The 26,388-nt window shown below is 73.0% G+C and carries 20 protein-coding genes; 11 read left to right on the top strand and 9 right to left on the bottom strand.

Annotated elements, in window-relative coordinates; all coding sequences use genetic code 11:
• Window positions 1–2: 2 nt before the first annotated feature.
• Window positions 3–1,460 (bottom strand): protoporphyrinogen oxidase, encoded by a 1,458-nt coding sequence (gene hemG, locus OG802_RS27525; RefSeq protein WP_329414674.1) that lies wholly within the window; start codon window positions 1,458–1,460, stop codon window positions 3–5.
• A 203-nt stretch (window positions 1,461–1,663) separates the two neighbouring features.
• Between hemG and OG802_RS27520 the strand changes: the two genes are divergently transcribed.
• Window positions 1,664–2,743, top strand: a complete 1,080-nt coding sequence (locus tag OG802_RS27520; protein WP_329414672.1) for a DUF4349 domain-containing protein — start codon at window positions 1,664–1,666, stop codon at window positions 2,741–2,743.
• 27 nt (window positions 2,744–2,770) lie between these two features.
• The gene (locus OG802_RS27515) at window positions 2,771–4,168 is read left to right on the top strand and encodes an FAD-dependent oxidoreductase (RefSeq protein WP_329414670.1); all 1,398 of its coding nucleotides are present in this window, start codon (window positions 2,771–2,773) and stop codon (window positions 4,166–4,168) included.
• Window positions 4,169–4,264: 96 nt separating this feature from the next.
• On the opposite strand, the gene OG802_RS27510 is transcribed toward OG802_RS27515, so the two are convergent.
• Window positions 4,265–4,534 (bottom strand): hypothetical protein, encoded by a 270-nt coding sequence (locus OG802_RS27510; RefSeq protein ID WP_329414669.1) that lies wholly within the window; start codon window positions 4,532–4,534, stop codon window positions 4,265–4,267.
• Window positions 4,535–4,659: 125 nt separating this feature from the next.
• Between OG802_RS27510 and OG802_RS27505 the strand changes: the two genes are divergently transcribed.
• Window positions 4,660–5,472, top strand: a complete 813-nt coding sequence (locus tag OG802_RS27505; protein ID WP_329414667.1) for a rhomboid family intramembrane serine protease — start codon at window positions 4,660–4,662, stop codon at window positions 5,470–5,472.
• Between the two features lie 19 nt (window positions 5,473–5,491).
• Here OG802_RS27505 and hemE read toward each other — a convergent pair whose 3' ends face one another.
• Window positions 5,492–6,559, bottom strand: coding sequence for a uroporphyrinogen decarboxylase (hemE, locus tag OG802_RS27500; protein ID WP_329414666.1), 1,068 nt, complete (start codon window positions 6,557–6,559; stop codon window positions 5,492–5,494).
• A 537-nt stretch (window positions 6,560–7,096) separates the two neighbouring features.
• Here hemE and OG802_RS27495 point away from each other — a divergent pair.
• The 3 genes from OG802_RS27495 to OG802_RS27485 all read left to right on the top strand — a co-directional run bounded on the left by OG802_RS27495 (window position 7,097) and on the right by OG802_RS27485 (window position 10,208).
• Complete coding sequence (locus OG802_RS27495; RefSeq protein ID WP_329414664.1) at window positions 7,097–7,723, top strand: DUF3000 domain-containing protein; 627 nt, start codon at window positions 7,097–7,099, stop codon at window positions 7,721–7,723.
• A 244-nt stretch (window positions 7,724–7,967) separates the two neighbouring features.
• Window positions 7,968–8,627 carry a response regulator transcription factor gene (locus OG802_RS27490; RefSeq protein WP_329414662.1) on the top strand — a complete coding sequence of 220 codons (660 nt, stop codon included), beginning with the start codon at window positions 7,968–7,970 and terminating at the stop codon, window positions 8,625–8,627.
• Between the two features lie 294 nt (window positions 8,628–8,921).
• Window positions 8,922–10,208, top strand: coding sequence for a ribonuclease D (locus OG802_RS27485; protein ID WP_329414660.1), 1,287 nt, complete (start codon window positions 8,922–8,924; stop codon window positions 10,206–10,208).
• A gap of 112 nt (window positions 10,209–10,320) precedes the next feature.
• Here OG802_RS27485 and OG802_RS27480 read toward each other — a convergent pair whose 3' ends face one another.
• Genes OG802_RS27480 through OG802_RS27470 form a run of 3 tightly spaced genes read right to left on the bottom strand, consistent with a single transcriptional unit; the run spans window position 10,321 to window position 13,447 of the window.
• Window positions 10,321–11,151, bottom strand: coding sequence for a carbohydrate ABC transporter permease (locus OG802_RS27480; protein ID WP_329414658.1), 831 nt, complete (start codon window positions 11,149–11,151; stop codon window positions 10,321–10,323).
• A complete protein-coding gene (locus tag OG802_RS27475) occupies window positions 11,148–12,128 on the bottom strand; it encodes a carbohydrate ABC transporter permease (protein ID WP_329414656.1) in 981 nt (326 codons plus the stop codon). Before OG802_RS27475 ends, OG802_RS27480 begins: the two co-directional genes overlap by 4 nt.
• Window positions 12,128–13,447 carry an ABC transporter substrate-binding protein gene (locus tag OG802_RS27470; protein WP_329414654.1) on the bottom strand — a complete coding sequence of 440 codons (1,320 nt, stop codon included), beginning with the start codon at window positions 13,445–13,447 and terminating at the stop codon, window positions 12,128–12,130. Before OG802_RS27470 ends, OG802_RS27475 begins: the two co-directional genes overlap by 1 nt.
• A 260-nt stretch (window positions 13,448–13,707) precedes the next feature.
• On the opposite strand from OG802_RS27470, the gene OG802_RS27465 reads away from it, so the two are divergent.
• The 4 genes from OG802_RS27465 to OG802_RS27450 all read left to right on the top strand — a co-directional run bounded on the left by OG802_RS27465 (window position 13,708) and on the right by OG802_RS27450 (window position 20,674).
• Window positions 13,708–16,128 (top strand): glycoside hydrolase family 2 protein, encoded by a 2,421-nt coding sequence (locus tag OG802_RS27465; protein ID WP_329414652.1) that lies wholly within the window; start codon window positions 13,708–13,710, stop codon window positions 16,126–16,128.
• Window positions 16,125–17,162: a LacI family DNA-binding transcriptional regulator gene (locus OG802_RS27460; RefSeq protein ID WP_329414650.1), complete on the top strand. Its 1,038-nt coding sequence runs from the start codon at window positions 16,125–16,127 to the stop codon at window positions 17,160–17,162. The genes OG802_RS27465 and OG802_RS27460 overlap by 4 nt, the downstream gene beginning before the upstream one ends.
• A 156-nt stretch (window positions 17,163–17,318) precedes the next feature.
• Window positions 17,319–18,545, top strand: coding sequence for a thiolase family protein (locus OG802_RS27455; RefSeq protein ID WP_329414648.1), 1,227 nt, complete (start codon window positions 17,319–17,321; stop codon window positions 18,543–18,545).
• The gene (locus OG802_RS27450) at window positions 18,542–20,674 is read left to right on the top strand and encodes a 3-hydroxyacyl-CoA dehydrogenase NAD-binding domain-containing protein (RefSeq protein ID WP_329414645.1); all 2,133 of its coding nucleotides are present in this window, start codon (window positions 18,542–18,544) and stop codon (window positions 20,672–20,674) included. Before OG802_RS27455 ends, OG802_RS27450 begins: the two co-directional genes overlap by 4 nt.
• Window positions 20,675–20,898: 224 nt before the next feature.
• Here the strand turns inward: OG802_RS27450 and OG802_RS27445 are convergent, their stop codons facing one another.
• Window positions 20,899–21,915, bottom strand: coding sequence for a hypothetical protein (locus OG802_RS27445; RefSeq protein ID WP_329414643.1), 1,017 nt, complete (start codon window positions 21,913–21,915; stop codon window positions 20,899–20,901).
• A gap of 79 nt (window positions 21,916–21,994) precedes the next feature.
• Between OG802_RS27445 and OG802_RS27440 the strand changes: the two genes are divergently transcribed.
• The gene (locus OG802_RS27440; RefSeq protein ID WP_329414641.1) at window positions 21,995–22,423 is read left to right on the top strand and encodes an NTP pyrophosphohydrolase; all 429 of its coding nucleotides are present in this window, start codon (window positions 21,995–21,997) and stop codon (window positions 22,421–22,423) included.
• A 168-nt stretch (window positions 22,424–22,591) separates the two neighbouring features.
• Here OG802_RS27440 and OG802_RS27435 read toward each other — a convergent pair whose 3' ends face one another.
• Together OG802_RS27435 and dxs are read right to left on the bottom strand one after the other, a co-directional pair.
• Window positions 22,592–24,112, bottom strand: a complete 1,521-nt coding sequence (locus tag OG802_RS27435; RefSeq protein WP_329414639.1) for an amino acid permease — start codon at window positions 24,110–24,112, stop codon at window positions 22,592–22,594.
• 156 nt (window positions 24,113–24,268) lie between these two features.
• Window positions 24,269–26,203 carry a 1-deoxy-D-xylulose-5-phosphate synthase gene (gene dxs, locus OG802_RS27430; RefSeq protein ID WP_329414637.1) on the bottom strand — a complete coding sequence of 645 codons (1,935 nt, stop codon included), beginning with the start codon at window positions 26,201–26,203 and terminating at the stop codon, window positions 24,269–24,271.
• Window positions 26,204–26,388: the final 185 nt, after the last annotated feature.

Here is a 26,388-nt window from a genome sequence, read left to right as displayed (position 1 = left end):
CCTCATTCTCCCGCTCCGCCGTGCAGACTCTGCACCGGGTCGGCCGTGAGCCGCTCCGCCGTGCCCGTGTCGCCGGCCAGCCGGTCCACCGCGGCGTCGGCGCTCGCCACGCAGGCGGGAATGCCCACACCGTCGTACGCGGCGCCGCACACCGCGATGCCCGGGAGCGCGGCCAGCCGCTCGCGAATGCGGGCCACGCGCGCGTGGTGGCCGACGGGGTACTGGGGCAGGCCGTCCGTCCAGCGGGTGACGCGGGTCTCCAGGGGCGTCGCGGTCAGGCCGGTGGCCTCGCGCAGGTCGTGCCGGGAGACGGCGACGAGGTCGGCGTCGTCCTTGTCGAGGATCCGCGTCTCGCCGTGGCGGCCCACGGAGGTGCGCAGCACGACCGTGCCGGGGTCCTGGTCGGCGATCCAGCCCCACTTCTGGGAGGCGAAGGTGGACGCCTTGACGGTGTGCCCGTCGACGGGCGGGACGAGGAAGCCGCTGCCCTCGGGCAGGGCGGCGTCGGCGCGCCGGTAGGCGAGGGTGACCAGGGCCATGGAGGCGTACTCCACCGTGCGCAGTTCGGCTGCGGCGCCGGGGCACTCCGCGGCCAGCAGGGCGGCCGCGGCCGGGGCGGGGACGGCGACGACCACGGCGTCGGCCCGCAGCTCGCGCCCCCCCGCCGTGACGCGCCAGCCGCCCGCGGGGTCGCGGCGCAGCGCGGTGACCGGCACGCGCGTGTGGATCTCGCCGCCGCCCGCCTCGACGGACGCGGCGACCGCGAGCGGCAGGGACCCCACCCCGCCCCGGATGCCCATGAAGACGGGGCCGGTCTGCGGGGCGGCCGCCGCCGTGCGCTGGATCTCGCGCACGGCCTCGGTCAGCGAGGTGTGCGCGCGTGCGGCCCGGAAGAGCTGCGGGACGGCCGAGCGCATCGAGATGCGGTAGGCGTCGCCCGCGTAGACGCCGCCCAGCAGGGGCTCGACGAGGCGGTCGACGACCTCGCGTCCGACACGGGCCGCCACGTACGCGCCGACCGCCACGTCGTCGCCGAGTTCGGTGGGCGGCAGGTCGGCGTCGCGCTCGACGCGTGCGAGGCCCTCGTCGGACAGGACGCCGGAGAGGGCCGCCGCGGTGCCGGGGACGCCCATGACATGGCCCTTGGGCATGGGGCGCAGGACGCCGCGGGTCCAGAGCGACGCCGAGGCGGTCGCGGGCGGCTCCAGACGGTCGGCGAGGCCCGCCTCGCGCGCGAGGGCGACCGCCTCGGGGCGGCGGGCCAGCATCGACTCGGCGCCGAGGTCCACCCGCACCCCGGCGATCTCGCCGGGCAGCAGCTTGCCGCCGACCCGGTCGGACGCCTCCAGCACGGTCACCCGCGCCCCGCGCCGCAGCAGCCGGTGGGCGGCGGCCAGCCCGGCGATCCCGGCTCCGACCACGACGACGTGCTGCCCGGCGACCGTACCCATTGCGCTCATGTCCTCCACTCTCTCAGACCCCTCCGACACTCCCCGCGCCCCGGGGGGATCCCGGCCGAGCCCCGTCCCGCGCGCCCCGGAAGCCGGCCGGTGTCCTGTCCGCGTCCCGACCGTGACCTGTTCGGAACCGGTCCGGTCCAACGTTCCGGGGTTCCCGGGCGTCGAAGGAACGTCAGTCGTCACACCCTCGGGGGGACACCCACATGCGCACACGACACCTCGCACACCCGGCCCGGCGTTCGGCGGGCCGCGCGCCCGCGCGGGGCGCCGCCGCGCGGCCCGCCCACGCGCTGGCCGTGGTCCTGCTGACCGCGGCGCTCGCGCTCACCGGCTGCGCCGGCTCGGGCGACCAGGACGCGGGCAGCTCGGCCGACCGGCCCGCCGCCGGAGAACCCGCCCCCGCGGACGCCGGCGCCGCCCAGGACGCGAAGGAGGGCGCGGGCGCGAGCGGTTCCCAGGCGACCGCGGCGCCGCGGACCAGGCCGGTGACCGACCGCATCATCCGCACCGCCGCTCTCACCGTGCAGGTCAAGGACGTGCCCAAGGCACTGGACGAGGCGCGCGCGACCACCGAGAACGCGGGCGGCTACGTGGGCGACGAGACCACCGCGCGGGACGAGGACGGCTCCGAGCACACGCGTGTGGTGCTGCGGGTCCCGGTCCAGAAGTACGACGACGTCCTGGTCGCCCTCCAGGGCGCGGGCAAGCTCCTGGAGCGCACGGCGAAGGCGCAGGACGTCACGGACCAGGTCGTCGACGTCGAGAGCCGCATCGCCTCGCAGCGGGCCAGCGTCGCACGGGTGCGCGAGCTGATGGACCGGGCGACGAAGCTGGGCGACGTCGTCACCCTGGAGGGCGAGCTGAGCAGGCGGGAGGCGGACCTGGAGGCGCTGCTCGCCCAGCAGGCCTCCCTGAAGGACCGCACGAGCCTGGCGACGATCACGCTGACGCTGTCCGAGAAGCCGGTGGCCCGGGCCGCCGCGGACGACGACCCGGGCTTCGTGGACGCGCTCGCGGGCGGCTGGGACGCCTTCGTGACGACGCTGCGCTGGATCGCCGTCGCGATCGGCGCACTGCTGCCCTTCCTGGCGGCCGCGGCCCTGCTCCTGCTGGCCTGGCTGCGGCTGGTGCGTCCGCGGCGGCGGGCGGCAGCGGCCCGGGCGGACGCGGCCGTGGCGGCAGGGCACACGGGCCGACCCGCACACCCCGCACACCCCGTGCACCCCGCACAGCCGACGCAGCCGACGCAGCCGACGCAGCAGCGAGAGCCCGGGCAGGACTGAACTGGGAGCGCCCCGTAGCGTGTTCGCATGAGCATCGAGCGACTGGTCGTGATCGGCGGGGACGCCGCGGGCATGTCCGCGGCGTCCCAGGCCCGCCGGCTGAAGGGGCCCGAGGAGCTGGAGATCGTCGCGTTCGAGCGCGGCCACTTCACCTCCTACTCGGCGTGCGGCATCCCGTACTGGGTGGGCGGCGACGTGGACGCGCGCGACGACCTGATCGCCCGCACGCCGCAGGAGCACCGCGCGCGGGGCATCGATCTGCGGCTGCGCACGGAGGTCGTGGAGATCGACCTCGCCGGGCGGCGGGTCCGCGCGCGGGACGTGGACTCGGGGGCGGAGTCCTGGACGCCGTACGACAAGCTCGTCATCGCGACGGGCGCGCAACCGATCCGGCCGGACATGCCGGGCGCGGACGCGGCGGGCGTCCACGGGGTGCAGACCCTGGACGACGGGCAGGCGCTGCTGGACTCGCTGGCCCGCGCGCGGGGCGAACGGGCCGTCGTCGTGGGGGCCGGTTACATCGGCGTGGAGATGGCCGAGGCGCTCATCAAGCGCGGCTACGAGGTGACGGTCGTCAACCGCGGCAGCGAGCCCATGTCGACCCTCGATCCGGACATGGGCCGGCTCGTGCGCCGGGCCATGGAGGGCATGGGCATCACCATGGTCAACGACGCCGAGGTCACCGAGATCCGCACCGGCGGGGACGGCCGGGTGCGGTCGGTGCGGACCGCGGACGCCGAGTACCCGGCGGACGTGGTGGTGATGGGCATCGGCGTCCGCCCCGAGACCGGTCTCGCGCGGGCCGCCGGGCTGCCGGTGGGCGCGCACGGCGGGCTGCTCACCGACCTGGCCATGCGGGTGCGCGGGCCCCTCGCCGACGGGCGCGTGTGGGCGGGCGGCGACTGCGTCGAGGTCCTGGACCTGGTGTCCGGCCGGGAACGGCACATCGCGCTGGGCACCCACGCCAACAAGCACGGCCAGGTCATCGGCGCGAACGTCGGGGGCGGGTACGCCACGTTCCCCGGCGTGGTGGGCACCGCCGTCAGCAAGGTGTGCGACCTGGAGATCGCCCGCACGGGCCTGCGGGAGAAGGACGCGCACCGGGCGGGCCTGCGGTTCGAGTCGGTCACCGTCGAGTCCACCAGCCGCGCCGGCTACTACCCGGGGGCCTCGCCAATGACGGTGAAGATGATCGCCGAGCGGCGGACGGGCCGGCTGCTGGGGGTGCAGATCGTCGGCCGGGAGGGCGCGGCCAAGCGCGTCGACGTCGCGGCCGTGGCGCTGACGGCCGGTATGACGGTGGAGCGGATGACGGCCCTGGACCTCGGGTACGCGCCTCCGTTCAGCCCGGTGTGGGACCCGGTGCTGGTGGCGGCCAGAAAGGCCACGGCGAAGGTGCACGGCGCCCCGCGCCAGAGGTCCTGACCCGGAGCGTTGTTCACGCGGGCCGGGGCGACGGGGCGCGACCGGGTGCCGGACACCGGCGGCCGCGCCCCTGTCCCCGGGGCGCCTCGCGGGCGGCTACGCGGTCCCGGTCAGGCGCGGCAGCGCGGAGACCGGTGCGGCGGCGCTCTGCTCGGCGGGCTTGGCGTGCGCCGCGGCCGCGGGCCGCGACCGCAGCCGGTTGCTGACGGCTTCGTCCAGGGTCACCGGACGCTGCATCTGTGACGCGAGCCGCCCGGCCTCCTGGCCGAGCCGCGCCACGTCCTCCCAGGGCAGCCTGACCACCAGGGAGAGCTCCGCCTCGCCGTCGGGGGTGGCGTGCATGGGGGGAGTGACTCGGTCGTTCATCGTCTGTTCCTCACGTCGTCCCCGCGACCTGCCTTCCTCGTGCCGCGAGCGGTTGCCGGTTCATACGCGGTGGCGGGCGGGCGCGTTCACCGGTTCGCCGAACGGATCGGGGGCACAACTTCCTTGTGGTCATCCCCGTGCATGACGTGAACCCCGTGCGCCGCACCCCGGTGGTGACGTACGCGCTGATCGGCGCGAACGTCCTCGTGTTCCTGTTCATGCCCGGCCTGTCCGGGTCCGTGGCGGGCGACAGCACCCTGGCCCAGGCCTGCCATCTGCACGCCTTTCTGGAGCACTACGCGGCCGTGCCCCGCGAGTTGATGCATCATCAGCTCCCGCAGCTGGTGCCGACCGGGGAGGTGCGCGGCGCCGGCTGCCAACTGGCCCCGCCGGACTACGTCAAGACGCCCGCGCTGAGCGTGTTCACCGCGATGTTCCTGCACGGGGGCTGGCTGCACCTGCTGGGCAACATGCTGTTCCTGCTGATCTTCGGCAACAACATCGAGGACCGCATGGGGCATGTGCGCTTCGCGCTGTTCTACGTGGTCTGCGGCTACGCGGCCTCGTACGGTTTCGCGGTGTTCAACGCCGAGTCCACCGATCCGCTGATCGGCGCGTCCGGCGCGATCGCGGGGGTGCTGGGGGCCTATCTGGTGCTGTATCCGAAGGCCAGGGTGTGGGTGCTGGTCCCGTTCCTGGTGTTCCTGCCGCTGCGGCTGCCGGCGTGGCTGGTGCTGGGCTTCTGGTTCGCGCTCCAGGCGGTGTACTCCTCCGGCGAGGGCGTCTCGGGCGCGGGCACCGTGGCGTACGCCGCGCACGTGGTCGGCTTCCTCGCGGGCATGCTGCTCGCCTGGCCGCTCAAGGCGGGCACGCCCCCGCCGCCGGAGCCGCGCGGCCTGCTGTTCGGCAGGCGGGCGCGCCCCCGTCAGACCTGGTGACGGCGGCGCGCCCGGCGGATCAGCGGGCCGTCCGGGTGTGGACGTAGTCCACCAGGCGGGTCAGCGCGTCGGGGTCGGTGGACGGCATGACGCCGTGGCCGAGGTTGAAGACATGGCCCTCCAGCCCGGCCGCCGCGTCGAGGACCTCGCGGGCCTTGGCCTCGACGGCCTCCGTGCCGGCGAACAGCACGGTCGGGTCGAGGTTGCCCTGGAGCGTCTTGCCGGGGCCGATCCGGCGCACGGCCTCGTCGAGCGGGACGCGCCAGTCGACGCCGACGACGTCCGCGCCGGCCTCGCCCATGAGCTTCAGCAGCTCACCGGTGCCGACGCCGAAGTGGATGCGCGGGACGCCGTAGCCCTCGACCGCGCGGAAGACCTTCGCGGAGGCGGGCAGCACCGAGCGGCGGTAGTCGGCCGGTGCGAGGGCGCCGGCCCAGGAGTCGAAGAGCTGGACGGCGCTCGCGCCCGCCTCGATCTGCACCTTCAGGAAGGCGGCCGTGATCTCCGCGAGGCGGTCGAGCAGGTCGGCCCACAGCTCGGGGTCGCCGTACATCATCGCCTTGGCGTTCTCGTACGTGCGCGACGGGCCGCCCTCGACGAGGTAGCTCGCGAGGGTGAACGGGGCGCCCGCGAAGCCGATGAGGGGGGTGGCGCCCAGCTCGGCCGTCAGCAGGCCGATGGCCTCGGTGACGTAGGAGACGTCCTCGGGGGTGAGGTCGCGCAGCTGGGCGAGGTCGGCGCGGCTGCGGATCGGGCGTTCGACGACGGGGCCGACGCCCGGCTTGATGTCGAGGTCGACGCCGATGGCCTTGAGCGGGACGACGATGTCGCTGAAGTAGATCGCCGCGTCCACGTCGTGCCGGCGCACCGGTTGCAGGGTGATCTCGGTGACCAGGTCGGGCCGCATGCAGGACTCGAGCATCCCGACGCCCTCGCGGACCTTGCGGTACTCCGGCAGCGAGCGACCCGCCTGCCGCATGAACCACACGGGCGTGTGCGGCACGGGCTCGCGCCTGCACGCCTTCAGGAAGGCACTGTCGTACGTCGCTGTCGGCTGCCGGCCCGCGGGGCTCTCGTTCGCGCTCACGACGGCAAGTCTCGCACGGCGCCGCGGACGGCCGGGCCGCCCCCCGCACCGCCGCGACCCGGCCCCCGCACCGGCCCCCGCCTCCCCGGCACCACCCCGGTCCCCCACCGGACGCCCCTCTCCGCTCCCTCCTCCCACGCCCCTTCCCCCGCACCTTCTCCGCCCCGTCCGCGCCGCTCCCGCGCATGTCCCGCGCCTGCTCGGTGCCGCTACCGAGCCGCCCCCGTGCTTCTTCCGAGCTTCATCAGTGCCTCTTCAGTGCCTCTTCAGTGCCTCTTCCGGGCTCTTCTCGCGGTCCCGCGCGTCCCCCCGCGGTCCCCCTCGCCCCGGACCGTGGTGGGCCGTACGGGTCCTCGCGGGGCCCGCGCGTCCCTCTTCCGTGGCGTCGCGGACGCGTCGGTCCGTGCGCCTGTTCGCCCAGCGCGCACCCGTCCGTGAGCCGTGCGCGGGTGTCTTGCCCCGCGTGGAGGCCCGGTTCCCCTTAATCTTCCCCGCATGGCTGCGGCTCAGGGACGACTGTCGGACGACGCTGGCGGGATGGATGACGCGAACGAGGGGGACCGGGACGGGAGCGCATCGACTCCGCTGCCCTTCCGGGCCGCCGTCGACGCGCTGAGAGCGGCCCGGCTGCGGCCGCAGATCGAGGTCGAGCAGACGCCGGCCCCGAAGCGGCTCGCCCCCTACGCCCACGCGCTGGAGGCGACGGTCGTGGACGGCGACCAGGACCTGGCCGACGGCCGGCTGGTGCTGCTGCACGACCCGGCCGGGCACGACGCCTGGCGCGGAACGTTCCGGCTGGTCACGCTCGTGCGTGCCGAGCTGGAGCCGGAGATGGCCGCGGACCCGCTGCTGCCGGAGGTGTGCTGGTCGTGGCTGACCGGCGCGCTCCAGGCGCGCGGACTGACGTACGGGGAGCCGAGCGGGACCGTCACGCGCGCCAGTTCGCACTACTTCGGCGGGCTGGCGGAGCGCCCCGCGGCCTCGCAGATCGAGATCCGGGCCTCCTGGACGCCGCGCGAGGGGCTCGGCGGGGTTCCGGACACCGGGGCGCACCTGGCGTCGTGGTGCGATCTGCTGGCGCAGGTGGCGGGGCTGCCGCCGGCCGGGCCGGGCGACGCGTCGGTGGTGACGCTCCCGCAGCGCAGGGGGCCCCAGTCACGTTGACCATCTCTTTGTCGATACGACCATTTTCGGTCCCGTAAGACACCCACTTAAACCGACTCGATCTTCGGATGATCGATCGCGTGTCCGAATTGCACGTATTGTTACTCACTAGATCGTGATCATTCTCTAAAGGACCCCGGGTTCGCTGCCGAAGACGACTGTGACCTTGAAAGCACGGTTCGTCCCGGCTTCCTCCCCACAAGCCCCCACGAGCCGGCCCCCCGTCCCCCATCCAGGAGGCCTGGTGTCCGTTCTCCTCGAGCAGCCCGCAAGCCTGGTCGCCTACCGCCCGAACAAGCCCACCGCCATGGTGGTCGTGGCCGACCCGCGCGTCCGCTCCACCGTCACCCGCCATCTCTGGGCGCTCGGTGTGCGCGACGTCATCGAGGCCTCGTCCATCGCGGAGGCTCGTCCCCGCATCGGCAACCCCCGCGACATCTGCGTCGCCGACGTCCACCTGCCCGACGGCTCCGGCCTCACCCTCCTGTCGGAGACCCGCGCCGCCGGCTGGCCCAACGGGCTCGCCCTGTCCGCCGCGGACGACATCGGCGCCGTGCGCAACGCCCTCGCGGGCGGCGTCAAGGGCTACGTCGTCACCGGCACCCGCACCAACCTCGGCCTCCCCAGCCGGCCCGGTGCGGCCCCCCTCGGCGCCGCCGCCCGCATGCACCGCCGCCCCCCGGGCGCCCCGAGCCACCCGGGCGGCTACCGCGAGCTCTCCGGCCGCGAGGTCGAGGTCCTGCGGCTGGTCGCCGAGGGCCAGTCGAACAAGGCCATCGGCGTCTCGATGGGCCTGTCCGCGCTGACCGTCAAGAGCCACCTCGCCCGCATCGCCCGCAAGCTGGGCACCGGCGACCGCGCCGGGATGGTCGCGGTGGCCCTGCGGACCGGCATCATCCACTGACCACGCCCCCCGTCGCCCCTCGCCCCTCTCCCCCGCCCTTCCCCTCCCCTCGTCCCCCTCGTCCCCCTCGTCCGTCTCTCCCCCTCTCCCCCCTGCTCCCTCTCCCCGTGAGCTGCGCCGCCGGCCGTCGCCGGCCGGCCCCCGGCTCCGGACCCGCGGCACGGCCCCCCGACCCCCTGCCGGTCGGCCGTCCGCCCCGGTCATTCACCGGCCTGACCGGTTTACGACCCCCCGGCACCCGCCGACGGAACGTTCCGTCGGCGGGTGCCGTCGATACACGGATACCCTTGACAGGTGACCGACGCCCAAGAAACCGCAGCAGCCAGTTCACTGCGAACCACCGGAGGCGCCCCTCCGGACGACGGCGGATCTACTGCTTCCGGGGCGCCGACACCTCTGCTGGAACCGCGCGAGGGCATTCCGCCCGTGATCGCCGACGAGGAAGCCCTCGCCGAGGTGATCGCCGCCTTCGCCGCCGGTTCCGGCCCCGTCGCCGTCGACGCCGAGCGCGCCTCCGGCTACCGCTACGGCCAGCGCGCCTATCTCGTGCAGCTGCGCCGCGAGGGCGCGGGGAGCGCGCTGATCGACCCGGCGGCCTGCCCCGACCTGTCCGCGCTCGGCGACGCGCTGTCCGACGCGGAGTGGGTGCTGCACGCGGCCACCCAGGACCTGCCCTGTCTGCGCGAGATAGGCATGACGCCGACGCGGCTGTTCGACACCGAGCTGGCCGGACGGCTGGCCGGTTTCCCGCGGGTCGGCCTCGGCGCGATGGTCGAGGGCGTGCTGGGCTTCGTGCTGGAGAAGGGCCATTCCGCGGTGGACTGGTCGACCCGCCCGCTGCCCGATCCCTGGCTGCGCTACGCGGCCCTGGACGTCGAGCTGCTGGTCGACCTGCGCGACGCCCTGGAGAAGGAGCTGGACCGGCAGGGCAAGCTGGAGTGGGCCCGCCAGGAGTTCGACGCGATCGCCTCCGCCCCGCCGGCCGAGCCCCGCAAGGACCCCTGGCGGCGCACCTCCGGCATGCACAAGGTGCGCCGCAGGCGGCAGCTGGGCGTGGTGCGGGAGCTGTGGCAGACACGGGACCAGATCGCCCGGCGACGGGACGTCTCCCCCGGCAAGGTCCTGTCGGACGCGGCCATCGTGGAGGCGGCCCTCGCCCTCCCGGTGAACGTGCAGGCGCTGGCCGCGCTGAACGGGTACGGGCACCGGATGGGCCGGCGGCAGCTGGAGCAGTGGCAGGCCGCCGTCGACCGGGCCAGGGCGATGAGCGAGTCGCAGCTGCCCCAGCCGGGGCAGCCGGTCGCCGGGCCTCCGCCGCCCCGCGCCTGGGCCGACAAGGACCCGGCGGCGGCGGCCCGGCTGTCCGCGGCGCGCTCCGCGGTGTCCGCGCTGGCCGAGGAGCTGAACATGCCGCAGGAGAACCTGGTCGCCCCGGACGCGGTGCGGCGCGTGTGCTGGGAGCCGCCGGCCGCCGACCGGGACGCGGTCGCCTCCGCGCTGACCGGGTACGGGGCCCGGCCCTGGCAGGTCGAGCAGGTCGCGCCGGTCCTCGCCGCCGCCCTGGCCGAGCCGGCCGCCTAGGCGTTCCGTCCCGGGCGGCCGGGCCGTCCCGGCGTCCGGCACACGGGCCGCTCGGCCTCCCCGGCGGGCTCCGGCGTGAGCCGGTCGCCCGGGGGGCGTCGCCTGCCGGCGGTCACCTCGTCGCTCCTCTCATGAAGCCGTTGTAGATGTACTTCTGGAGGGCGAGGAAGACGATCAGCGTCGGCAGGATGACCAGGACGGCTCCTGCCGAGATCGTCTCCCAGTGGGCGGAGTAGGGCCCCTTGAAGCGGAACAGCGACGTCGAGATCACGCCAAGATCCTGAGAGGGCATGTAGAGGAACGGGATGTAGAAGTCGTTGTAGACGGCTATGCCCTTCACGATCACGACCGTCGCGATCGCCGGTTTCAGCAGCGGGAAGATGATCTTCCGGTAGATCGTGAAGGCGTTGGCGCCGTCGAGCCGGGCGGCCTCGTCCAGGGAGAGCGGTATCGATCGCACGAACTGCAGGAAGATGTAGATCGAGACGATGTCCGTGCCCGTGTACAGGGCGATCGGGGCCCAGCGGGTGTCGAACATGCCGAGGCTGTGGACGATCTGGAAGGTGGCCACCTGGGTGGTCACCCCGGGGACCAGCGCGGCGACCAGGAACAGGGCCACCACCAGCCTGCGGAACCGGAAGGTGAACCGGTCGATCGCGTAGGCCGTCATCGAGCCGATGAGAACGGTCCCGCCGACGGAGACGACCAGGATGACGGCGGTGTTGCCGAACGCCGTGAGCATCCCGCCGTCCCGGAACGCCGTCACGTAGTTGTGGAAGTTGAACGGATGGCGCGGCAGCGTCAGCGCTCCGCTGCCGTCGGCCGTCTCCCGTTCGGTCTTCAGGGACGTCAGCAGGACGACGCCCAGCGGGAGGAGGACGACCAGCGTCGCGCCGATCAGCGACAGGTACACGAGGGCGCGGGCAACGGCTCGGCGTGTCATACGAGGTCCACCCTGTCGTCGGGGACGAGGCGTCGCTGCACCCAGGTGACCAGCAGGATGATCAGCAGCAGCACGACGGCCGCCGCGGAGGCGAGCCCCGTCTTGTTGAACTGGAAGGCCAGCTTCACGGTCTGGATCACGAAGGTCTCGGTGCCGGTGGCGCCGCCGGTCATGATGTACGGGATCTCGAAGGCCGACAGGGAGCCGGACACGGACAGGATCACCGTCAGCGTCAGCACCGGTCTGATGCCGGGCAGGATGATGTGGCGGAACTGGTGCCACCGTGCGGCGCCGTCCAGCTCGGCCGCCTCGTACAGCTCCGCCGGGACGGACTGGATCGCGCCGAGGAACAGCACGAAGTTCATGCCGAGGTAGCGCCAGACGGAGACGCCGGCGAGCGAGACGTTCGCCGAGACCGGGGTGCCGAGCCAGGCGTGGTCCGTGTGGTGGCCGAACAGGCCGAGGACCGTGTCCAGGGTGCCGCCGTCCTGGAAGAAGTAGAGGAAGACGAAGCCGATCGCCACGCCGTTCACCAGGGACGGGAAGAACAGCACGCCTTTGAAGAAGTTCCGGAACCGGACGCTGAAGCTCAGGATCGTCGCGAAGTAGAGCGCGGCGACGATCTGGATCACGGAGGCGGCCAGGTAGTAGCCGCTCACCCAGAACACCTGGAAGAGGTCCTCCCGGGTGAAGATCTCCGCGTAGTTCTCCGCGCCCGTGTAGTGCAGCTCGGGGCTCACGCCGTCCCAGTCGGTGAAGCTGTAGGCGACCATGTTCGCGATCGGCGCGTACGTGAAGGTGATCAGCAGGGCCAGCGGCGCGAGCAGGAACAGCCAGGGCGTCAGCAGCCGCCAGGCGCGCGTCCGCCGGGGTGCCGGTTCGGGCCCCGCGCGCCGGGAGGCGTGCTGCACGGCCCGTTCCCGGACGGCCGCGTTCCCGGCTTCCTGTCCGGGGGTGCGCGGGTGGGCGTGCGCCATCAGCGACCCACGTTCTTCCGCGCCTCGGTCCACTTCTCGCCGAGCCCGCCGAGGAAGTCGTCCAGGCTGCCCTTCCTGGCGCCGCGGGCCAGGTCGACCAGGTCCTGGCGGTAGTCCGGCTTGTAGATGCCGACCTCGGAGCGGTCGTCGATCGACTTGACCTTCGCGCCCGCGGAGTCGTCCAGCTCGACGAGCCTGACGCCGGCCTCCTCGTACGGCTTGAGCACCTCGGGCATGGGAGCGCTCTTGAGCGGCGAGATGGCCAGATTGTCCTTGTCGTAGCCCGACTTGTCGGTGAACCAGTCGATCCAGGCGCGCGCCGCCTCCTTGTGCGGGGAGTGGACGTTCACGGCCTGGTGGTAGTCGGGGCCGACGGTGGCGCAGAACGCGCCGTCGGTCTTGGCGGGGAACGGCATGAATCCGATGTCGTCGGGGTTCACACCGGCCTTCCTCGCCGCGTCCTGGAACTGGATGATCGCCCAGGTGCCGAGCCACTGCGTGGCGATCTCGCCCTTGGCCGTGCGGGGCTTGGACTGCTCCCAGTTGCTGGTGGTGGGGTCCTTCTCGGCGAGCCCCTGTTCGACGATGTCGTACAGCAGCGTGTCCCCGACGCGCAGGTCGGCGCCCTTCGCCCAGGGGTCGCCCTCGGCGAGTCGTGTCGTCGCCTTCGGATCGCAGTGGACGGAGCCGTCGACGTACGTCCACGAGGTGAGCGGCCACTGGGCGGCGAAGTTGGTGTAGTAGGGGATCGCGTCGGTCTTCGCCTTGATCGCCTTCAGGCCGGCGAGGAACTCGGCCGGGGTGGCGGGCCAGGCGGTGACGCCGGCCTCCTTCCAGACCCGCTTGTTGTAGACGAAGCCGGGCATCACGCCGACCGGGCTCTGGCCGTAGACCTTGCCGCCGACGGTCGTGAAGTCGGTGAACCGGTATTTCCGGCTGCGTTCGGCCCGGGTGCCGAGGGACGCGAAGAACTTCGGGTAGTCGTCCTTCTTGATGACCGCCGGGATCAGCAGGACGTCGCCGTAGTCGTCCGTGTTCATGCGGATCTTGATCTCGGCCTCGTAGTTGGTGAGGGCCTGGAACTCCACCTTGACCTTGGGATAGGTCTTGTTGAACTCGGCGGCGTACTTCTTCATCGTGCCGTCCTGCACGAGGTCGGTCCGCACGGTGAGGACCGTGATGGTTCCGCTGACCTTCGCGGGGTCGTCGGGCGCCTTGGCGTCCGCTCCCTCGCTGCTGCCTCCGGTGCCGGTGCAGCCGGGGAGCAGCAGGGCGGCTCCCGCGACCGTGGCGAGGAGCTGGGCTGTTCGACGGTTCATGTGCGTCACTTCCGTTCTCGGGGAGTTCTCGGGACGGACGAGCACGTACGGGGTGGTCGGGCGCCGGTGGGCCGGCCGGGCACAAGCGGGCCGGTCGGGCGTGATGAGCGGGGCGGTCCGGCGTCAGCGGTTCGGTCGGGCAGGGAGGGGATGGCTGATTCGGCACTCTGACAGCGCTTTCTCAACCGGTAAAGTCAGATTCCCGCCAACGATGCGGTATTGGCGTTCAGTTGTGGGCTTGACCGGTTTAGGGAGTGCGCATGCTGGAGGCCTCACCGCTCGACGACGGATGGACGCTGCGGCACGAGGGGAAGGCGCTCCCCGCGGTGGTGCCGGGCTGTGTGCACACCGATCTGCTCGCCGCGGGGGTGATCCCGGACCCGTTCGTCGGCCTGGGCGAGAACGAGGTCGCGTGGGTGGGGCGGCGCGAGTGGACGTACGAGACGCGGCTGCCGGCCGTGCCGTCCGGGCACGAGCAGACCGACCTGGTCTTCGACGGCCTCGACACGGTCGCGGAGATCTCGCTGGACGGGCGGCTCCTGGGCGGGGTGCGGAACATGCACCGCTCGTACCGTTTCGACGTGACGGGGCTCGACGGGCCGCTGTCGGTGCGGTTCGTCCCGGCCCACGCGGAGGCGGAGGCGGTGCGCGGGAGGACCGGGGACCGGCCGGGGGCCTACACCGAGCCGTACCAGTACCTGCGCAAGATGGCCTGCTCCTTCGGCTGGGACTGGGGGCCGACGCTGGTGACGGCCGGGATCTGGCGTCCGGTGCGGATCGAGCGCTGGTCGACGGCCCGGCTGGCCCGGGTGCGCCCGCTGGTGACGGTCGAACAGGGCGTGGGCGTGGTCGAGTTGCACGTCGACGTGGAGCGGACGCGGGTGGAGGCGGGTCTCACGCTGGAGGTCCGGGTGGGTGACCGGCGCACGCGCGCCGACGTCGTGGGCACGGCCGGCGTCGTACGCGTGGAGGTGCCGGACCCGGAGCTGTGGTGGCCGCAAGGGTACGGCGGACAGGCCTTGTACGACGTGGAGTTGACGCTGAGTCACGACACTGTTCCGCTCGACGTCTGGCGGCGGCGGGTCGGCTTCCGCCGGGTCGAGCTGGACGACTCCGCCGACGGGCGGGGAGCCGGGTTCACGCTCGTCGTCAACGGTGAGCGGCTCTTCGCCCGCGGCGTGAACTGGATCCCGGACGACGTCTTCCCGTCCCGGGTGACCCGGGAGCGCTACCGTACGCGGCTGCGCCAGGCGGCCGACGCGGGCGTCGACCTGGTCCGGGTGTGGGGCGGCGGGCTCTACGAGAGCGAGGACTTCTACGACGCCTGCGACGAACTGGGCCTGCTGGTGTGGCAGGACTTCCCGTTCGCCTGCGCCGCCTATCCCGAGGAGCAGCCGCTGCGGGGCGAGGTGGAGGCGGAGGCACGGGAGAACGTCGTACGGCTGATGCCGCATCCGTCGCTCGTGCTGTGGAACGGCAACAACGAGAACCTGTGGGGCTTCCGGGACTGGGGGTGGGAGAAGCGGCTCGGCGGGGACTCCTGGGGCGAGGGATACTACCTGGGCCTCCTGCCCCGTGTCGTCGCCGAGCTGGATCCGACGCGTCCGTACACGCCGGGCAGCCCCTGGTCGGGCTCCTGGCTGCGGCACCCCAACGACCCGGCGCACGGGACGCACCACTCGTGGGAGGTGTGGAACCGGCTGGACTACGGCGCCTACTGCGACGAAGTCCCGCGGTTCGTCGCCGAGTTCGGCTGGCAGGCGCCGCCCGCCCACGCGACCCTGCGGCGGGCCCTGCCGGGCGAGGACCTCGCGCCGGACTCCCCCGGCATGCTGCACCACCAGAAGGCGGAGGACGGCAACGGCAAGCTGGAGCGCGGGCTCGCCCGCCACTTCGCCGTGCCGGACGCGGACTTCGACCGCTGGCACTACCTCACCCAGGTCAACCAGGCGCGCGCCGTGGCCACCGGGATCGAGCACTGGCGGTCCCACTGGCCGGAGTGCGCGGGGACGGTCGTCTGGCAGCTCAACGACTGCTGGCCGGTGACGTCGTGGTCGGCGATCGACGGCGACGGCCGGGAGAAGCCGCTCTACCACGAGCTGCGCCGCCTGTACGCGGACCGGCTGCTCACCGTGCAGCGGCGGGACGGGGGGCTGGTGGTGGCCGCCGTCAACCAGTGCGCCGAGCGGTGGGCGGGCACGCTGACCCTGCGCCGGATGTCCGTCGACGGGTACGTGACCGGCTCCACCGAGACGCGTCTCGCGGTCCGCGCGCGCGAGGTGGGTCTGGTGCGGGTGCCGGCCGGGCTGGAGCCGGACGGGGCGAAGGAGTTCCTGGTGGCCGACGCGTCCGTGCCGCTGCGCACGGGCGGGGGCCCGAGGAGCCGCGAGGGCAGGGGCGGACTGCGGGCCCTGCACTTCCCCGCGCCGGACCGGGAGATCCCCTACCCGCGGCCCGAGTTCGAGGTCGAGGCGACCCCGGGGGCCGTCACCGTCACCGCGCGCACCCTGGTCCGGGACCTGCTGTTGCAGGCCGACCGGCTGGACCCGGCCGCCCGGGCCGACCGGGGCCTGGTGACGCTGCTGCCCGGCGAACGGGTGACCATCGGCGTCGAGGGCTGGGAGAATCCCGACGCCGCCGCCGCCCGGGCCGCGCTCTACTGCCAGGAGCCACCGCGATGACCGCCTCCCCGACGTCCCGGGTCACCATCAAGGACGTCGCCGCGCGCGCCGGGGTGTCCAAGGGAGCCGTGTCCCTCGCCTTCAACCGCAAGCCGGGGCTGTCGGAGGCGACGCGGGACCGGATCTTCGCCGCCGCGCGCGAGCTGGGCTGGGAGCCCAACCTGACGGCCCGTTCACTGTCGAGTTCACGGGTGGACGTGGTGGGGCTCGCGATCTGCCGTCCGGCGCGGATGCTGGGTCTGGAGCCCTTCTACATGGAGTTCGTCTCCGGGGTGGAGAGCGTGCTGACCGAGCACTCGTGCTCGCTGCTGCTGCGGCTGGTGCGGCATGTGGAGGAGGAGGCCGCGCTTCAGGAGTCGTGGTGGCGGGGCCGGCAGGTCGGCGGGTCGATCCTGGTGGACTTCCGGGCCGACGATCCCCGGGTGGCGGCGGCCGAGCGGCTGGGGATGCCGGTGGTGGCGGTGGGGCACCCCTCGCTCACCGGGAGCCTGACGTCGGTGTGGACCGACGACGCGACGGCGGTCACGGAGGCCGTGCGCTATCTCGCCGCGCTCGGGCACCGGCGCGTCGCCCGCGTGGGGGGGGCGGCCGCGCTCGGCCACACGGTGATACGGACGGCCGCCTTCGACGCGGCGGCGCGCACTCTCGGGCTGGCCGGCGCGTGGCAGGTGGCCACGGACTACTCCGGGGAGGCGGGCGCCCGTGCCACCCGGTCGATGCTGACGGCCGGCCCGGCGGACCGGCCCACCGCCATCGTGTACGACAACGACATCATGGCGGTGGCCGGGCTGGCGGTGGCGGCCGAGATGGGGCTCGCCGTCCCAGGCGACGTGTCCCTGCTCGCGTGGGACGACTCCCAGCTGTGCCGGCTCACCCACCCGACGCTCTCCGCGATGAGCCACGACGTGCACGGCTTCGGGGCGGAGGCCGCCCGCACGCTGTTCGGGGTGATCACCGGCGCGGGCCCGGGGTCGCATCCGGTGCCGACGCCGGTGCTCACGCCGAGGGGATCCACCGCGCCGCCGCGGTCCTGAGCCAGGATGGTCGTCGAGCGCCGCCGGTGTGACGTTCGCCGCTCCTTCCGACAGGGGTGTGCAGCTACGTTACCCACAAGTAGCATGGGTTCTGAGCGCGCGCTCAGCGCTTGCGTGCCGCAGCAGTGCCACCCCGCACCCTGGAGGAGAGCCATCGTGCCTCGTACCGTCAGGGACGTCGTCTTCGTAGACGGCGTCCGTACCCCGTTCGGCAAGGCGGGCCCGAAGGGCATCTACCACGAGACCCGGGCCGACGACCTCGTCGTGAAGGCGATCCGGGAGCTGCTGCGCCGCAACCCCGGTCTCGACCCGAAGAAGATCGACGAGGTCGCCATCGCCGCGACCACGCAGATCGGCGACCAGGGCCTGACCCTCGGCCGCACCGCCGGCATCCTGGCCGGCCTGCCGACCTCCGTGCCCGGCTACTCCATCGACCGCATGTGCGCGGGCGCCCTGACGGCGGTCACCGCCGTCGCCGGCTCCGTCGCCTTCGGCGCGTACGACGTCGCCGTCGCGGGCGGTGTCGAGCACATGGGCCGCCACCCGATGGGCGAGGGCGTGGACCCCAACCCGCGGTTCGTCAGCGAGAAGCTGGTCGACGAGTCCGCCCTGTTCATGGGCATGACGGCGGAGAACCTGCACGACCGCTACCCGCAGATCACCAAGCAGCGCGCCGACGAGTACGCCGTGCGCTCCCAGGAGAAGGCCGCCAAGGCGTACGCCAACGGCAAGATCCAGGCCGACCTGGTCCCGATCTCGGTGCGCCGCACCAACGCCGAGGCCGGTGAGACGGGCTGGGGCCTGGTCACCGCCGACGAGCCGATGCGCCCGGGGACCACGCTGGAGAACCTCTCCGGCCTCAAGACCCCGTTCCGCGTCCACGGCCGGGTCACCGCCGGAAACGCGGCCGGTCTGAACGACGGCGCGACCGCCTCCCTCATCGCGTCCGAGGACTTCGCGCGCGAGAACGACCTGCCGGTCAAGATGCGCCTGGTGTCGTACGCCTTCGCGGGCGTCGAGCCGGAGGTCATGGGCTACGGCCCGATCCCGGCGACGGAGAAGGCCCTGGCCCAGGCGGGGCTGTCCATCTCCGACATCGGCCTGTTCGAGATCAACGAGGCCTTCGCCGTCCAGGTCCTGGCCTTCCTCGACCACTACGGCATCGCCGACGACGACGAGCGCGTCAACCAGTACGGCGGCGCGATCGCCTTCGGCCACCCGCTCGCCTCCTCCGGCGTCCGTCTCATGACGCAGCTGGCCCGCCAGTTCGAGGAGCAGCCGGAGGTCCGCTACGGCCTGACCACGATGTGCGTCGGCTTCGGCATGGGCGCGACGGTCGTCTGGGAGAACCCCCACTTCGAGTCCGCCGGAGGCGACAAGTGAGCACCACCACCGCTGAGCTTCTGAAGGGCGCGGCCGAGCTGTTCCCGGACGAGGTCGTCACCCAGGCGCACGTACGCCACCTGGACCTGCCGTTCGGCGCGGGGCGTTTCGCCCTGATCACGCTGGACAACGGGTTCGACCACACCAAGCCGACCACCTTCGGCCCGCAGTCGCTGGCCAACCTCGACCTGGCGATCGACCAAGTCGAGAAGGAGGCCGCGGCGGGCGAGATCGTCGGCGTCGGCGTCACCGGCAAGCCGTTCATCTTCGCCGTCGGCGCGGACCTCAAGGGCGTCGAGCTGCTCAAGGACCACAAGGACGCGCTCGCCATCGGCAAGGGCGGCCACGAGGTCTTCAAGCGCCTCGCGGGCCTCGCGGTCCCGACGTTCGCCTACTACAACGGCGCCGCCATGGGCGGCGGCGTCGAGGTCGGTCTGCACTGCCGGTACCGCACGGTGTCCGCGGCGCTGCCCGCGTTCTCGCTGCCCGAGGTCTTCCTCGGCCTGGTTCCCGGCTGGGGCGGCTGCACCCTGCTGCCGAACCTGATCGGCGCGGACAAGGCCGTCTCGGTCATCATCGAGAACTCGCTCAACCAGAACAAGCAGCTCAAGGGCGTGCAGGTCTACGAACTGGGCATCGCCGACGCCCTGTTCGAGGGCGCCGACTTCCTGGAGCAGTCGCTGATCTGGACGGCGTCCGTCCTCAAGGGCGAGATCGTCGTCGACCGTCCGGTGATCGACCGCGGCGAGGCCTGGGACCAGGCCGTCGCCCGCGGCCGGTTCATCGCCGACAGCAAGGTGCACGGCGCGGCCCCGGCCGCCTACCGCGCCCTCGACATCATCGCCGCCGCCAAGAACGGCGACCTCCAGCAGGGCTACGACGCCGAGGACGTGGCGCTCGCCGACCTGATCATGGGCGGTGAACTGCGCTCCGGCATCTACGCGTTCAACCTGGTGCAGAAGCGCGCCAAGCGCCCGGCCGGCGCCCCGGACAAGTCCCTGGCCCGTCCGGTCACCAAGGTCGGCGTGGTGGGCGCGGGCCTGATGGCCTCGCAGCTCGCCCTGCTGTTCCTGCGCCGCCTGGAGGTGCCGGTCGTGCTGACCGACATCGACCAGGAGCGCGTCGACAAGGGCGTGGGCTACGTCCACGCCGAGATCGACAAGCTGCTCGGCAAGGGCCGTGTCAACCAGGACAAGGCCAACCGTCTCAAGGCGCTGGTCTCCGGCGTCCTGGACAAGGCCGAGGGCTTCTCCGACGCGGACTTCGTCATCGAGGCCGTGTTCGAGGAGATCGGCGTCAAGCAGCAGGTGTTCGCGGAGGTCGAGGCGGTCGCCCCGGCGCACGCCGTCTTCGCCACCAACACCTCCTCGCTGTCGGTCTCCGAGATGGCGTCGAAGCTGAAGCACCCCGAGCGGGTCGTGGGCTTCCACTTCTTCAACCCGGTCGCGATCCTGCCGCTGCTGGAGATCGTGCGCGGCGAGCAGACCGACGACGCCTCGCTGGCCACGGCCTTCGCCGTCGCCAAGAAGCTGAAGAAGACGGCGGTCCTGGTCAAGGACGCCCCGGCGTTCGTCGTGAACCGCATCCTGACCCGTTTCATGGGCGAGGTGCAGAACGTCATCGACGAGGGCACCCCGGTCGCGGTGGCGGAGAAGGCGGTGGAGCCGCTCGGCCTGCCGATGTCGCCGCTGGTGCTGCTGGAGCTGGTCGGCCCGGCGATCGGCCTGCACGTCTCGGAGACGCTGAACCGCGCGTTCCCGGACCGCTTCACGGTCTCCCCGAACCTCGCGGCCGTCGTCAAGGCGGGCAAGCGCGGCTTCTACGTCTACGACAGCGGCAAGCCCGAGCTGGACCCCGAGGTCTCGGCGCTCCTGAACCAGGGCGACACCGTCCTGACCGAGGAGCAGGTGCGGGCGCGCGTGCTGGACGCGGTGGCGCAGGAGATCGGGCTCATGCTCGACGAGGGCGTCGTCGCCGAGGCGCAGGACATCGACCTGTGCCTGATCACGGGCGCGGGCTGGCCCTTCCACCTGGGCGGCATCACGCCGTACCTGGACCGCGAGGGCGTCTCCGAGCGCGTCAACGGCAAGAAGTTCCTGGCGCCGGGCGTGGCGTCGGTGCCGGCGTAACGCCGGTGACCGGGTGCACGTCGTGCACCTGAAGAGGGCCTCCGCCTACGGGCGGAGGCCCTCTGTGCATGACCGGGCGGGCGGGGTGCACGGCCGTCCGCCCACCGCCCGGAACGGCACGCCACGCCACGCCACGCCACGCCACGGCACGGCACGGCACGCCACGGCACGGGTGACGCGCCCGCACGGCGTCCTGCCTCGGACGGCCGTGCGGGTCGGACGCGTCAGACGGGCTGCCAGGCCGTCAGGGCGAGGCCCGGTTCGTCCTTGCGGCGGGTGAGCAGCAAGTCCCCGGTGGACGGGGACAGGGCCGCCGCGACCACCCGGTCCTGGTGGTCCTTGGCCAGCGCGACCACGGCGTCGGCGGGCAGCTGCGGCCCGGACTCGGTCCACCAGGCGCCCGCCGACTCGCGCTCGGTGGGGTACGCGGTGAAGGCGACCCGGCCGCTCGCGGAGCGCTGGGCGAGCAGCGTGCAGTCGTGGCCGTCGAGTTCGGTGCGGACGGCGGCGACCGGTCCGGGGCCCGCGGCCGCCAGCAGTCGGACGGCCTTCGCGCCGGAGCGCCAGGCCCACAGGTCGCCCGACTCGTCGGTGTAGAAGACGGTGGTGTGCTCCGCGGAGGTGGCCAGCGCCCGCAGGGTCCCGGCCCGCACCGGCGCGTCGAGGGACCCGGTCAGCTCGGGCTCGGCGTCCTGCGCCGGACGGCTCCAGTGCAGGATCCCGCCGGGCACGGCCGCGTACGCCTCGACGCGGCCCGTGGCGGCCGCGACCGCCACGGGCGGCTCCTCGACGCCCTGTCCCTCCAGGTCCCGCCAGGGCTCCCAGCCGCCCTTCTCCTTCTGGACGATCAGGCCCACCCCGCCCCCGCCCTTGCGGACGAAGACGTGCGCGCGTCCCTCGGCGTCGACGGCGACGGCGGGCGTGCCGGTGCGGCCGCCCTTCCGGTCGGGGTGTCCGAGGGGCGCCCAGTCCAGGGCGGCGAGCAGCGGCCGGAAGTGCGTGGAGTGCACCAGGCCGGTCACGCCCTTGCGCGTGGTCCACCAGGTGGCCAGGTGCGCGTACTCGTCCGCGCCCTGGCCGAGGCCCAGGACGGGATGGACCTGCTGGTCGCCGCCGATCCTGCGCGGGGCCTCCCAGGGCCCTCCCGGGAAGCGCTCCGCCCGGCACAGGACGGCGTCGTCCGACATGAGATAGACAGCGAGCCGCCCGTCGCGGCCGCGTATGAGCCAGTCGCCGTTCACCCGGTCACCTTATGACGCGGGCGGCGGGACGCCCGCGCGCGGGTCACGCTCGGGGGCCGTCCGTGCGACCGTGGGCCGCATGGACGACGACGACGGCACCGACGGCACCGACAAGGGCGACGGCGGCCCCGGTCACGGCGACGGCGGCAGGGCGCTGCTGGTGATCGTGGACGGCGCGAACGTCGTCGGGTCGGTGCCCGACGGCTGGTGGCGGGACCGGCGCGGGGCCGCGGAGCGGCTGCGCGACCGGCTGGCCGCGGACGGGCTGCCGGGGAGCACCGGGCCCGTGGAGATCGTCCTCGTGGTCGAGGGCGCGGCACGCGGGGTGGAGCCGGTGCCGGGGGTGCGGGTGGAGGCGGCGTCCGGCAGCGGTGACGACCGCATCGTGGAACTGGTCGCCGAGGCCGGAGCGCGTGGCCGTCTGGTCGTGACGGCCGACCGCGAGCTGCGCCGCCGGGTCGCCGAGCTGGGCGCGGACGTCACCGGGCCGCGCGCGGTGCGGGGCTGAGCCGCGGCGGGGCGGACCCGCGCGGGGCGTCCGGGCACGACAGGCGGCCGGCCCCGCACGCCGTGTGCGGGGCCGGCCGGGAGATGCGCGCGGGAAGCTCCCCGCGGGCCGCCCGCGGGAGCCCGTGGGGCAGGCCCGGGAGCGGCCGCAGGAGCGGCTGTGAGGCCGTCAGACGGTGTCGTCGCGGGAAGGCCCGGCGGAGGCCGCGGAAGCCTCCTGAGGGGCCGCGAGACGGCTGTGGGAGCGGCCGTAGAGGAAGTACACGGCGAAGCCGATGACCATCCAGATGCCGAACCGCAGCCAGGTCTCGGCGGGCAGGTTCAGCATCAGCCACAGCGAGGCGCACACCGACACGATCGGCAGGGCCGGCACCCAGGGGGTGCGGAAGGACCGCGGCAGGTCGGGGCGGGACCGGCGCAGGATGATCACGCCGATGGCGACGACGATGAACGCGAACAGGGTGCCGATGTTCACCAGCTCGGCGAGTTCGCTCAGGCTGGTGAAGCCGGCCAGGATCGCGATGAGCACGCCGAGCAGCATGGTCGGCCGGTGCGGGGTCCTGAACCGCGGGTGGACGTGGGAGAAGAAGCGCGGCAGCAGGCCGTCGCGGCTCATGGCGAAGAAGACGCGGGTCTGTCCCAGGAGCAGGATCATGCAGACCGTGGTCAGGCCGACGGCGGCGCCGAAGCTGATGAAGCCCGCGAACCAGGGGTGCCCGGTGGCCTTGAAGGCGTCGGCGAGCGGGGCGCTCACGGAGAGCTTGGTGTAGTGCTCCATCCCGGTGACGACGATCGAGACGGCGACGTAGAGGACCGTGCAGATGATCAGCGAGCCGATGATGCCCCGGGGCATGTCGCGCTGCGGGTTCCTGGTCTCCTCGGCGGCGGTGGCGACGACGTCGAAGCCGATGAAGGCGAAGAAGACCACGGAGGCGGCGGTGAAGATGCCCATGACGCCGAAGTTGGACGGCGCCCAGCCGAACATCAGCTGGATCAGCGGGGCCTTGAGGCCGCCGCCCGCGTCCACGGGCTGCGCCTTGGGGATGAACGGGTCGTAGTTCTCGCCGTGGATCAGGAAGGCGCCGGCGACGATCACGGTCAGGACGACGGTGACCTTGATGGCGACCACGACGGAGGTGACGCGCGCGGAGAGCTTCGTGCCGACCACGAGGATGGCGGTCAGCACCAGGACGAGCGCGGCGGCCAGGACGTCGAAGCCGAAGCCGTCGGCGCCCTCCCGGCCGCTGAGCGCCGCCGGCAGGTGCCAGCCCGCGTTGTCCAGCAGCGAGGCGATGTACCCGGACCAGCCGACGGCCACCACCGCCGTGCCGAGCGCGAACTCCAGGACCAGGTCCCAGCCGATGATCCAGGCGGGCAGTTCCCCGAGGGAGGCGTAGCTGAAGGTGTACGCGGAGCCGGCCACCGGGACGGTGGAGGCGAACTCGGCGTAGCAGAGCGCGGCGAGCGCGCAGACGACCCCGGCCACCACGAAGGCGAGGGCGACGGCGGGGCCGGCGTTGTTCTTGGCGACCGTGCCGGTGAGGACGAAGATGCCGGTGCCGATGATGACGCCGACGCCGAAGACGGTCAGATCGAGCGCGGACAAGGACTTCTTGAGCGCGTGCTCTGGCTCCTCGGTATCGAGGATGGACTGCTCGACCTTCTTCGTCCGGAAGAGGGTGCTGCTCACGGGGTACCTCCCACGCTGTGTCGTCCTCGACATGATCGAGAGGGGGCGTAGACCGTATGCCCCGGCGCGGGCCGGTTAACGCGAACGGACCGCTTCCACCACTCTTCACAGTGGCGGAACCGGTCCGTTCGGACGTGTAGGCGCTCTGCGGCGGCGTCAGTCGCGGGCGCTCTCCACGGAGTCGACGTCGGAGGCCGCGGCGCCGTAGCGGCCGTAGCGGCCGTCGAGCTTCGAGACGAGGCCGGTGACCTGGCGGGCGATGTCGGGCGCGGTGAGCCCGATCTCCGCCATGACCTCCGCGCGCGAGGCGTGGTCGAGGAAGCGCGGCGGGATGCCGAAGTCGCGCAGCGGGACGTCGACGCCGGCGTCGCGCAGGGCCTGGGCGATCGTCGAGCCGACGCCGCCCACGCGCGAGTTGTCCTCGACGGTGACGACCACCCGGTGCCGCTCGGCGAGCGGCGCCATGGCCTCGTCGACGGGCTTGACCCAGCGCGGGTCGACGACGGTGGTGGTGATGCCCTGGCGGTCGAGGAGCGTCGCGATCTCCAGGCACATCGGGGCCAGGGCGCCCACCGAGACCAGCAGGACGTCGGGGGTGTCGGTGCCGCTCTCGCGCAGCACGTCCATGCCGCCGACGCGTCCCACGGCGGCCACGGCGGGGCCGACGGCGCCCTTGGAGAAGCGGACGACGGTCGGGGCGTCCTCGACCTGGACGGCCTCGCGCAGCTGGGCGCGGACCTGGTCGGCGTCGCGCGGGGCGGCGAGCCGCAGGCCGGGCACGACCTGGAGGATCGACATGTCCCACATGCCGTTGTGGGAGGCGCCGTCGGTGCCGGTGACGCCCGCCCGGTCCAGGACGAAGGTCACCCCGCACTTGTGCAGGGCGACGTCCATCAGGACCTGGTCGAAGGCCCGGTTGAGGAAGGTGGCGTACACCGCGAAGACCGGGTGCACCCCGCCCGCGGCCAGGCCGGCGGCGGAGACGGCGGCGTGCTGCTCGGCGATGCCGACGTCGTAGATGCGCTCGGGGAAGGCGTCCGCGAACTTCTTCAGCCCGACCGGCTGGAGCATGGCCGCCGTGATCGCGACGATGTCCTCGCGCTCCTTGCCGAGCCGCACCATCTCGTCGCCGAAGACGGAGGTCCAGTCGGCGCCCGAGGCCTTGATCGGCAGACCGGTGTCGGGGTGGATGGGGCCGATGCCGTGGAAGCGGTCGGCCTCGTCCTGGAGGGCGGGCTGGTAGCCGCGGCCCTTCTCGGTGAGGCAGTGCACGATGACCGGGCCGCCGAACCGCTTGGCGCGGGCCAGCGCGGACTCCAGGGCCTCGATGTCGTGGCCGTCGATCGGGCCGACGTACTTCAGGCCCAGGTCCTCGAACATGCCCTGGGGGGCGATGAAGTCCTTCAGGCCCTTCTTGGCGCCGTGCAGGGTCTCGTAGAGGGGCTTGCCGACGACCGGCGTGCGCTCCAGGAGGTCCTTGCCGCGGGCCAGGAAGCGCTCGTAGCCGTCGGTGGTGCGCAGGGTGGCGAGGTGGTTGGCGAGGCCGCCGATGGTCGGCGCGTAGGAGCGCTCGTTGTCGTTGACGACGATGACCAGCGGGCGGTCGCCGTCGGCGATGTTGTTCAGCGCCTCCCAGGCCATGCCGCCGGTGAGCGCCCCGTCTCCGATGACGGCGACGACGTGGTCGTCGCGGTCCAGGATCTGGTTGGCCTTGGCGAGGCCGTCGGCCCAGCCGAGCACCGTGGAGGCGTGGCTGTTCTCGATGACGTCGTGCTCGGACTCCGCCTGCGAGGGGTAGCCGGACAGGCCGCCCTTCATCTTCAGCCGGGAGAAGTCCTGCCGGCCCGTGAGCAGCTTGTGGACGTAGGACTGGTGGCCGGTGTCCCACAGCACCTTGTCCTTGGGCGACTCGAACACCCGGTGCAGGGCGATGGTGAGCTCGACCACGCCGAGGTTGGGGCCGAGGTGGCCGCCGGTCTTGGAGACGGCGTCGACGAGGAAGGTCCGGATCTCCCCTGCCAGCTGGTCCAGCTCCTCCAGGCTGAGCCGGTCCAGATCGCGCGGTCCCCTGATGCGGGTCAGCAGCGGCACCCGTGCCTCCTTGCACTAAAAGCTGATCGAGCTGTTGCCGGGCTTGTCGAGTCTAATGTTCCGTCCGGGCGGCCGGTGTCCGGCCCGTGCGTCATACGTCACGCGAACGGGCGTACCCGGGATCGGCCCCTCCCATGACACGACCGTGCCCGGCATCCACCGGGATGCCGGGCACGGGGTGCTGC

This window comes from Streptomyces sp. NBC_00704 (genome assembly GCF_036226605.1).
Taxonomy (GTDB): Bacteria; Actinomycetota; Actinomycetes; order Streptomycetales; family Streptomycetaceae; genus Streptomyces.
Note: the sequence above shows the minus strand (reverse complement) of the source record. Positions and strands in the feature narration are given on the sequence as shown.

Excerpts from the sequence above, each read along its gene's own strand:
- hemG (WP_329414674.1), bottom strand. The coding sequence starts at position 1,460 with ATGAGCGCAATGGGTACGGTCGCCGGGCAGCACGTCGTCGTGGTCGGA.
- OG802_RS27520 (WP_329414672.1), top strand. The coding sequence starts at position 1,664 with ATGCGCACACGACACCTCGCACACCCGGCCCGGCGTTCGGCGGGCCGC.
- OG802_RS27515 (WP_329414670.1), top strand. The coding sequence starts at position 2,771 with ATGAGCATCGAGCGACTGGTCGTGATCGGCGGGGACGCCGCGGGCATG.
- OG802_RS27510 (WP_329414669.1), bottom strand. The coding sequence starts at position 4,534 with ATGAACGACCGAGTCACTCCCCCCATGCACGCCACCCCCGACGGCGAG.
- OG802_RS27495 (WP_329414664.1), top strand. The coding sequence starts at position 7,097 with ATGGATGACGCGAACGAGGGGGACCGGGACGGGAGCGCATCGACTCCG.
- OG802_RS27480 (WP_329414658.1), bottom strand. The coding sequence starts at position 11,151 with ATGACACGCCGAGCCGTTGCCCGCGCCCTCGTGTACCTGTCGCTGATC.
- OG802_RS27475 (WP_329414656.1), bottom strand. The coding sequence starts at position 12,128 with ATGGCGCACGCCCACCCGCGCACCCCCGGACAGGAAGCCGGGAACGCG.
- OG802_RS27470 (WP_329414654.1), bottom strand. The coding sequence starts at position 13,447 with ATGAACCGTCGAACAGCCCAGCTCCTCGCCACGGTCGCGGGAGCCGCC.
- OG802_RS27465 (WP_329414652.1), top strand. The coding sequence starts at position 13,708 with ATGCTGGAGGCCTCACCGCTCGACGACGGATGGACGCTGCGGCACGAG.
- OG802_RS27460 (WP_329414650.1), top strand. The coding sequence starts at position 16,125 with ATGACCGCCTCCCCGACGTCCCGGGTCACCATCAAGGACGTCGCCGCG.
- OG802_RS27440 (WP_329414641.1), top strand. The coding sequence starts at position 21,995 with ATGGACGACGACGACGGCACCGACGGCACCGACAAGGGCGACGGCGGC.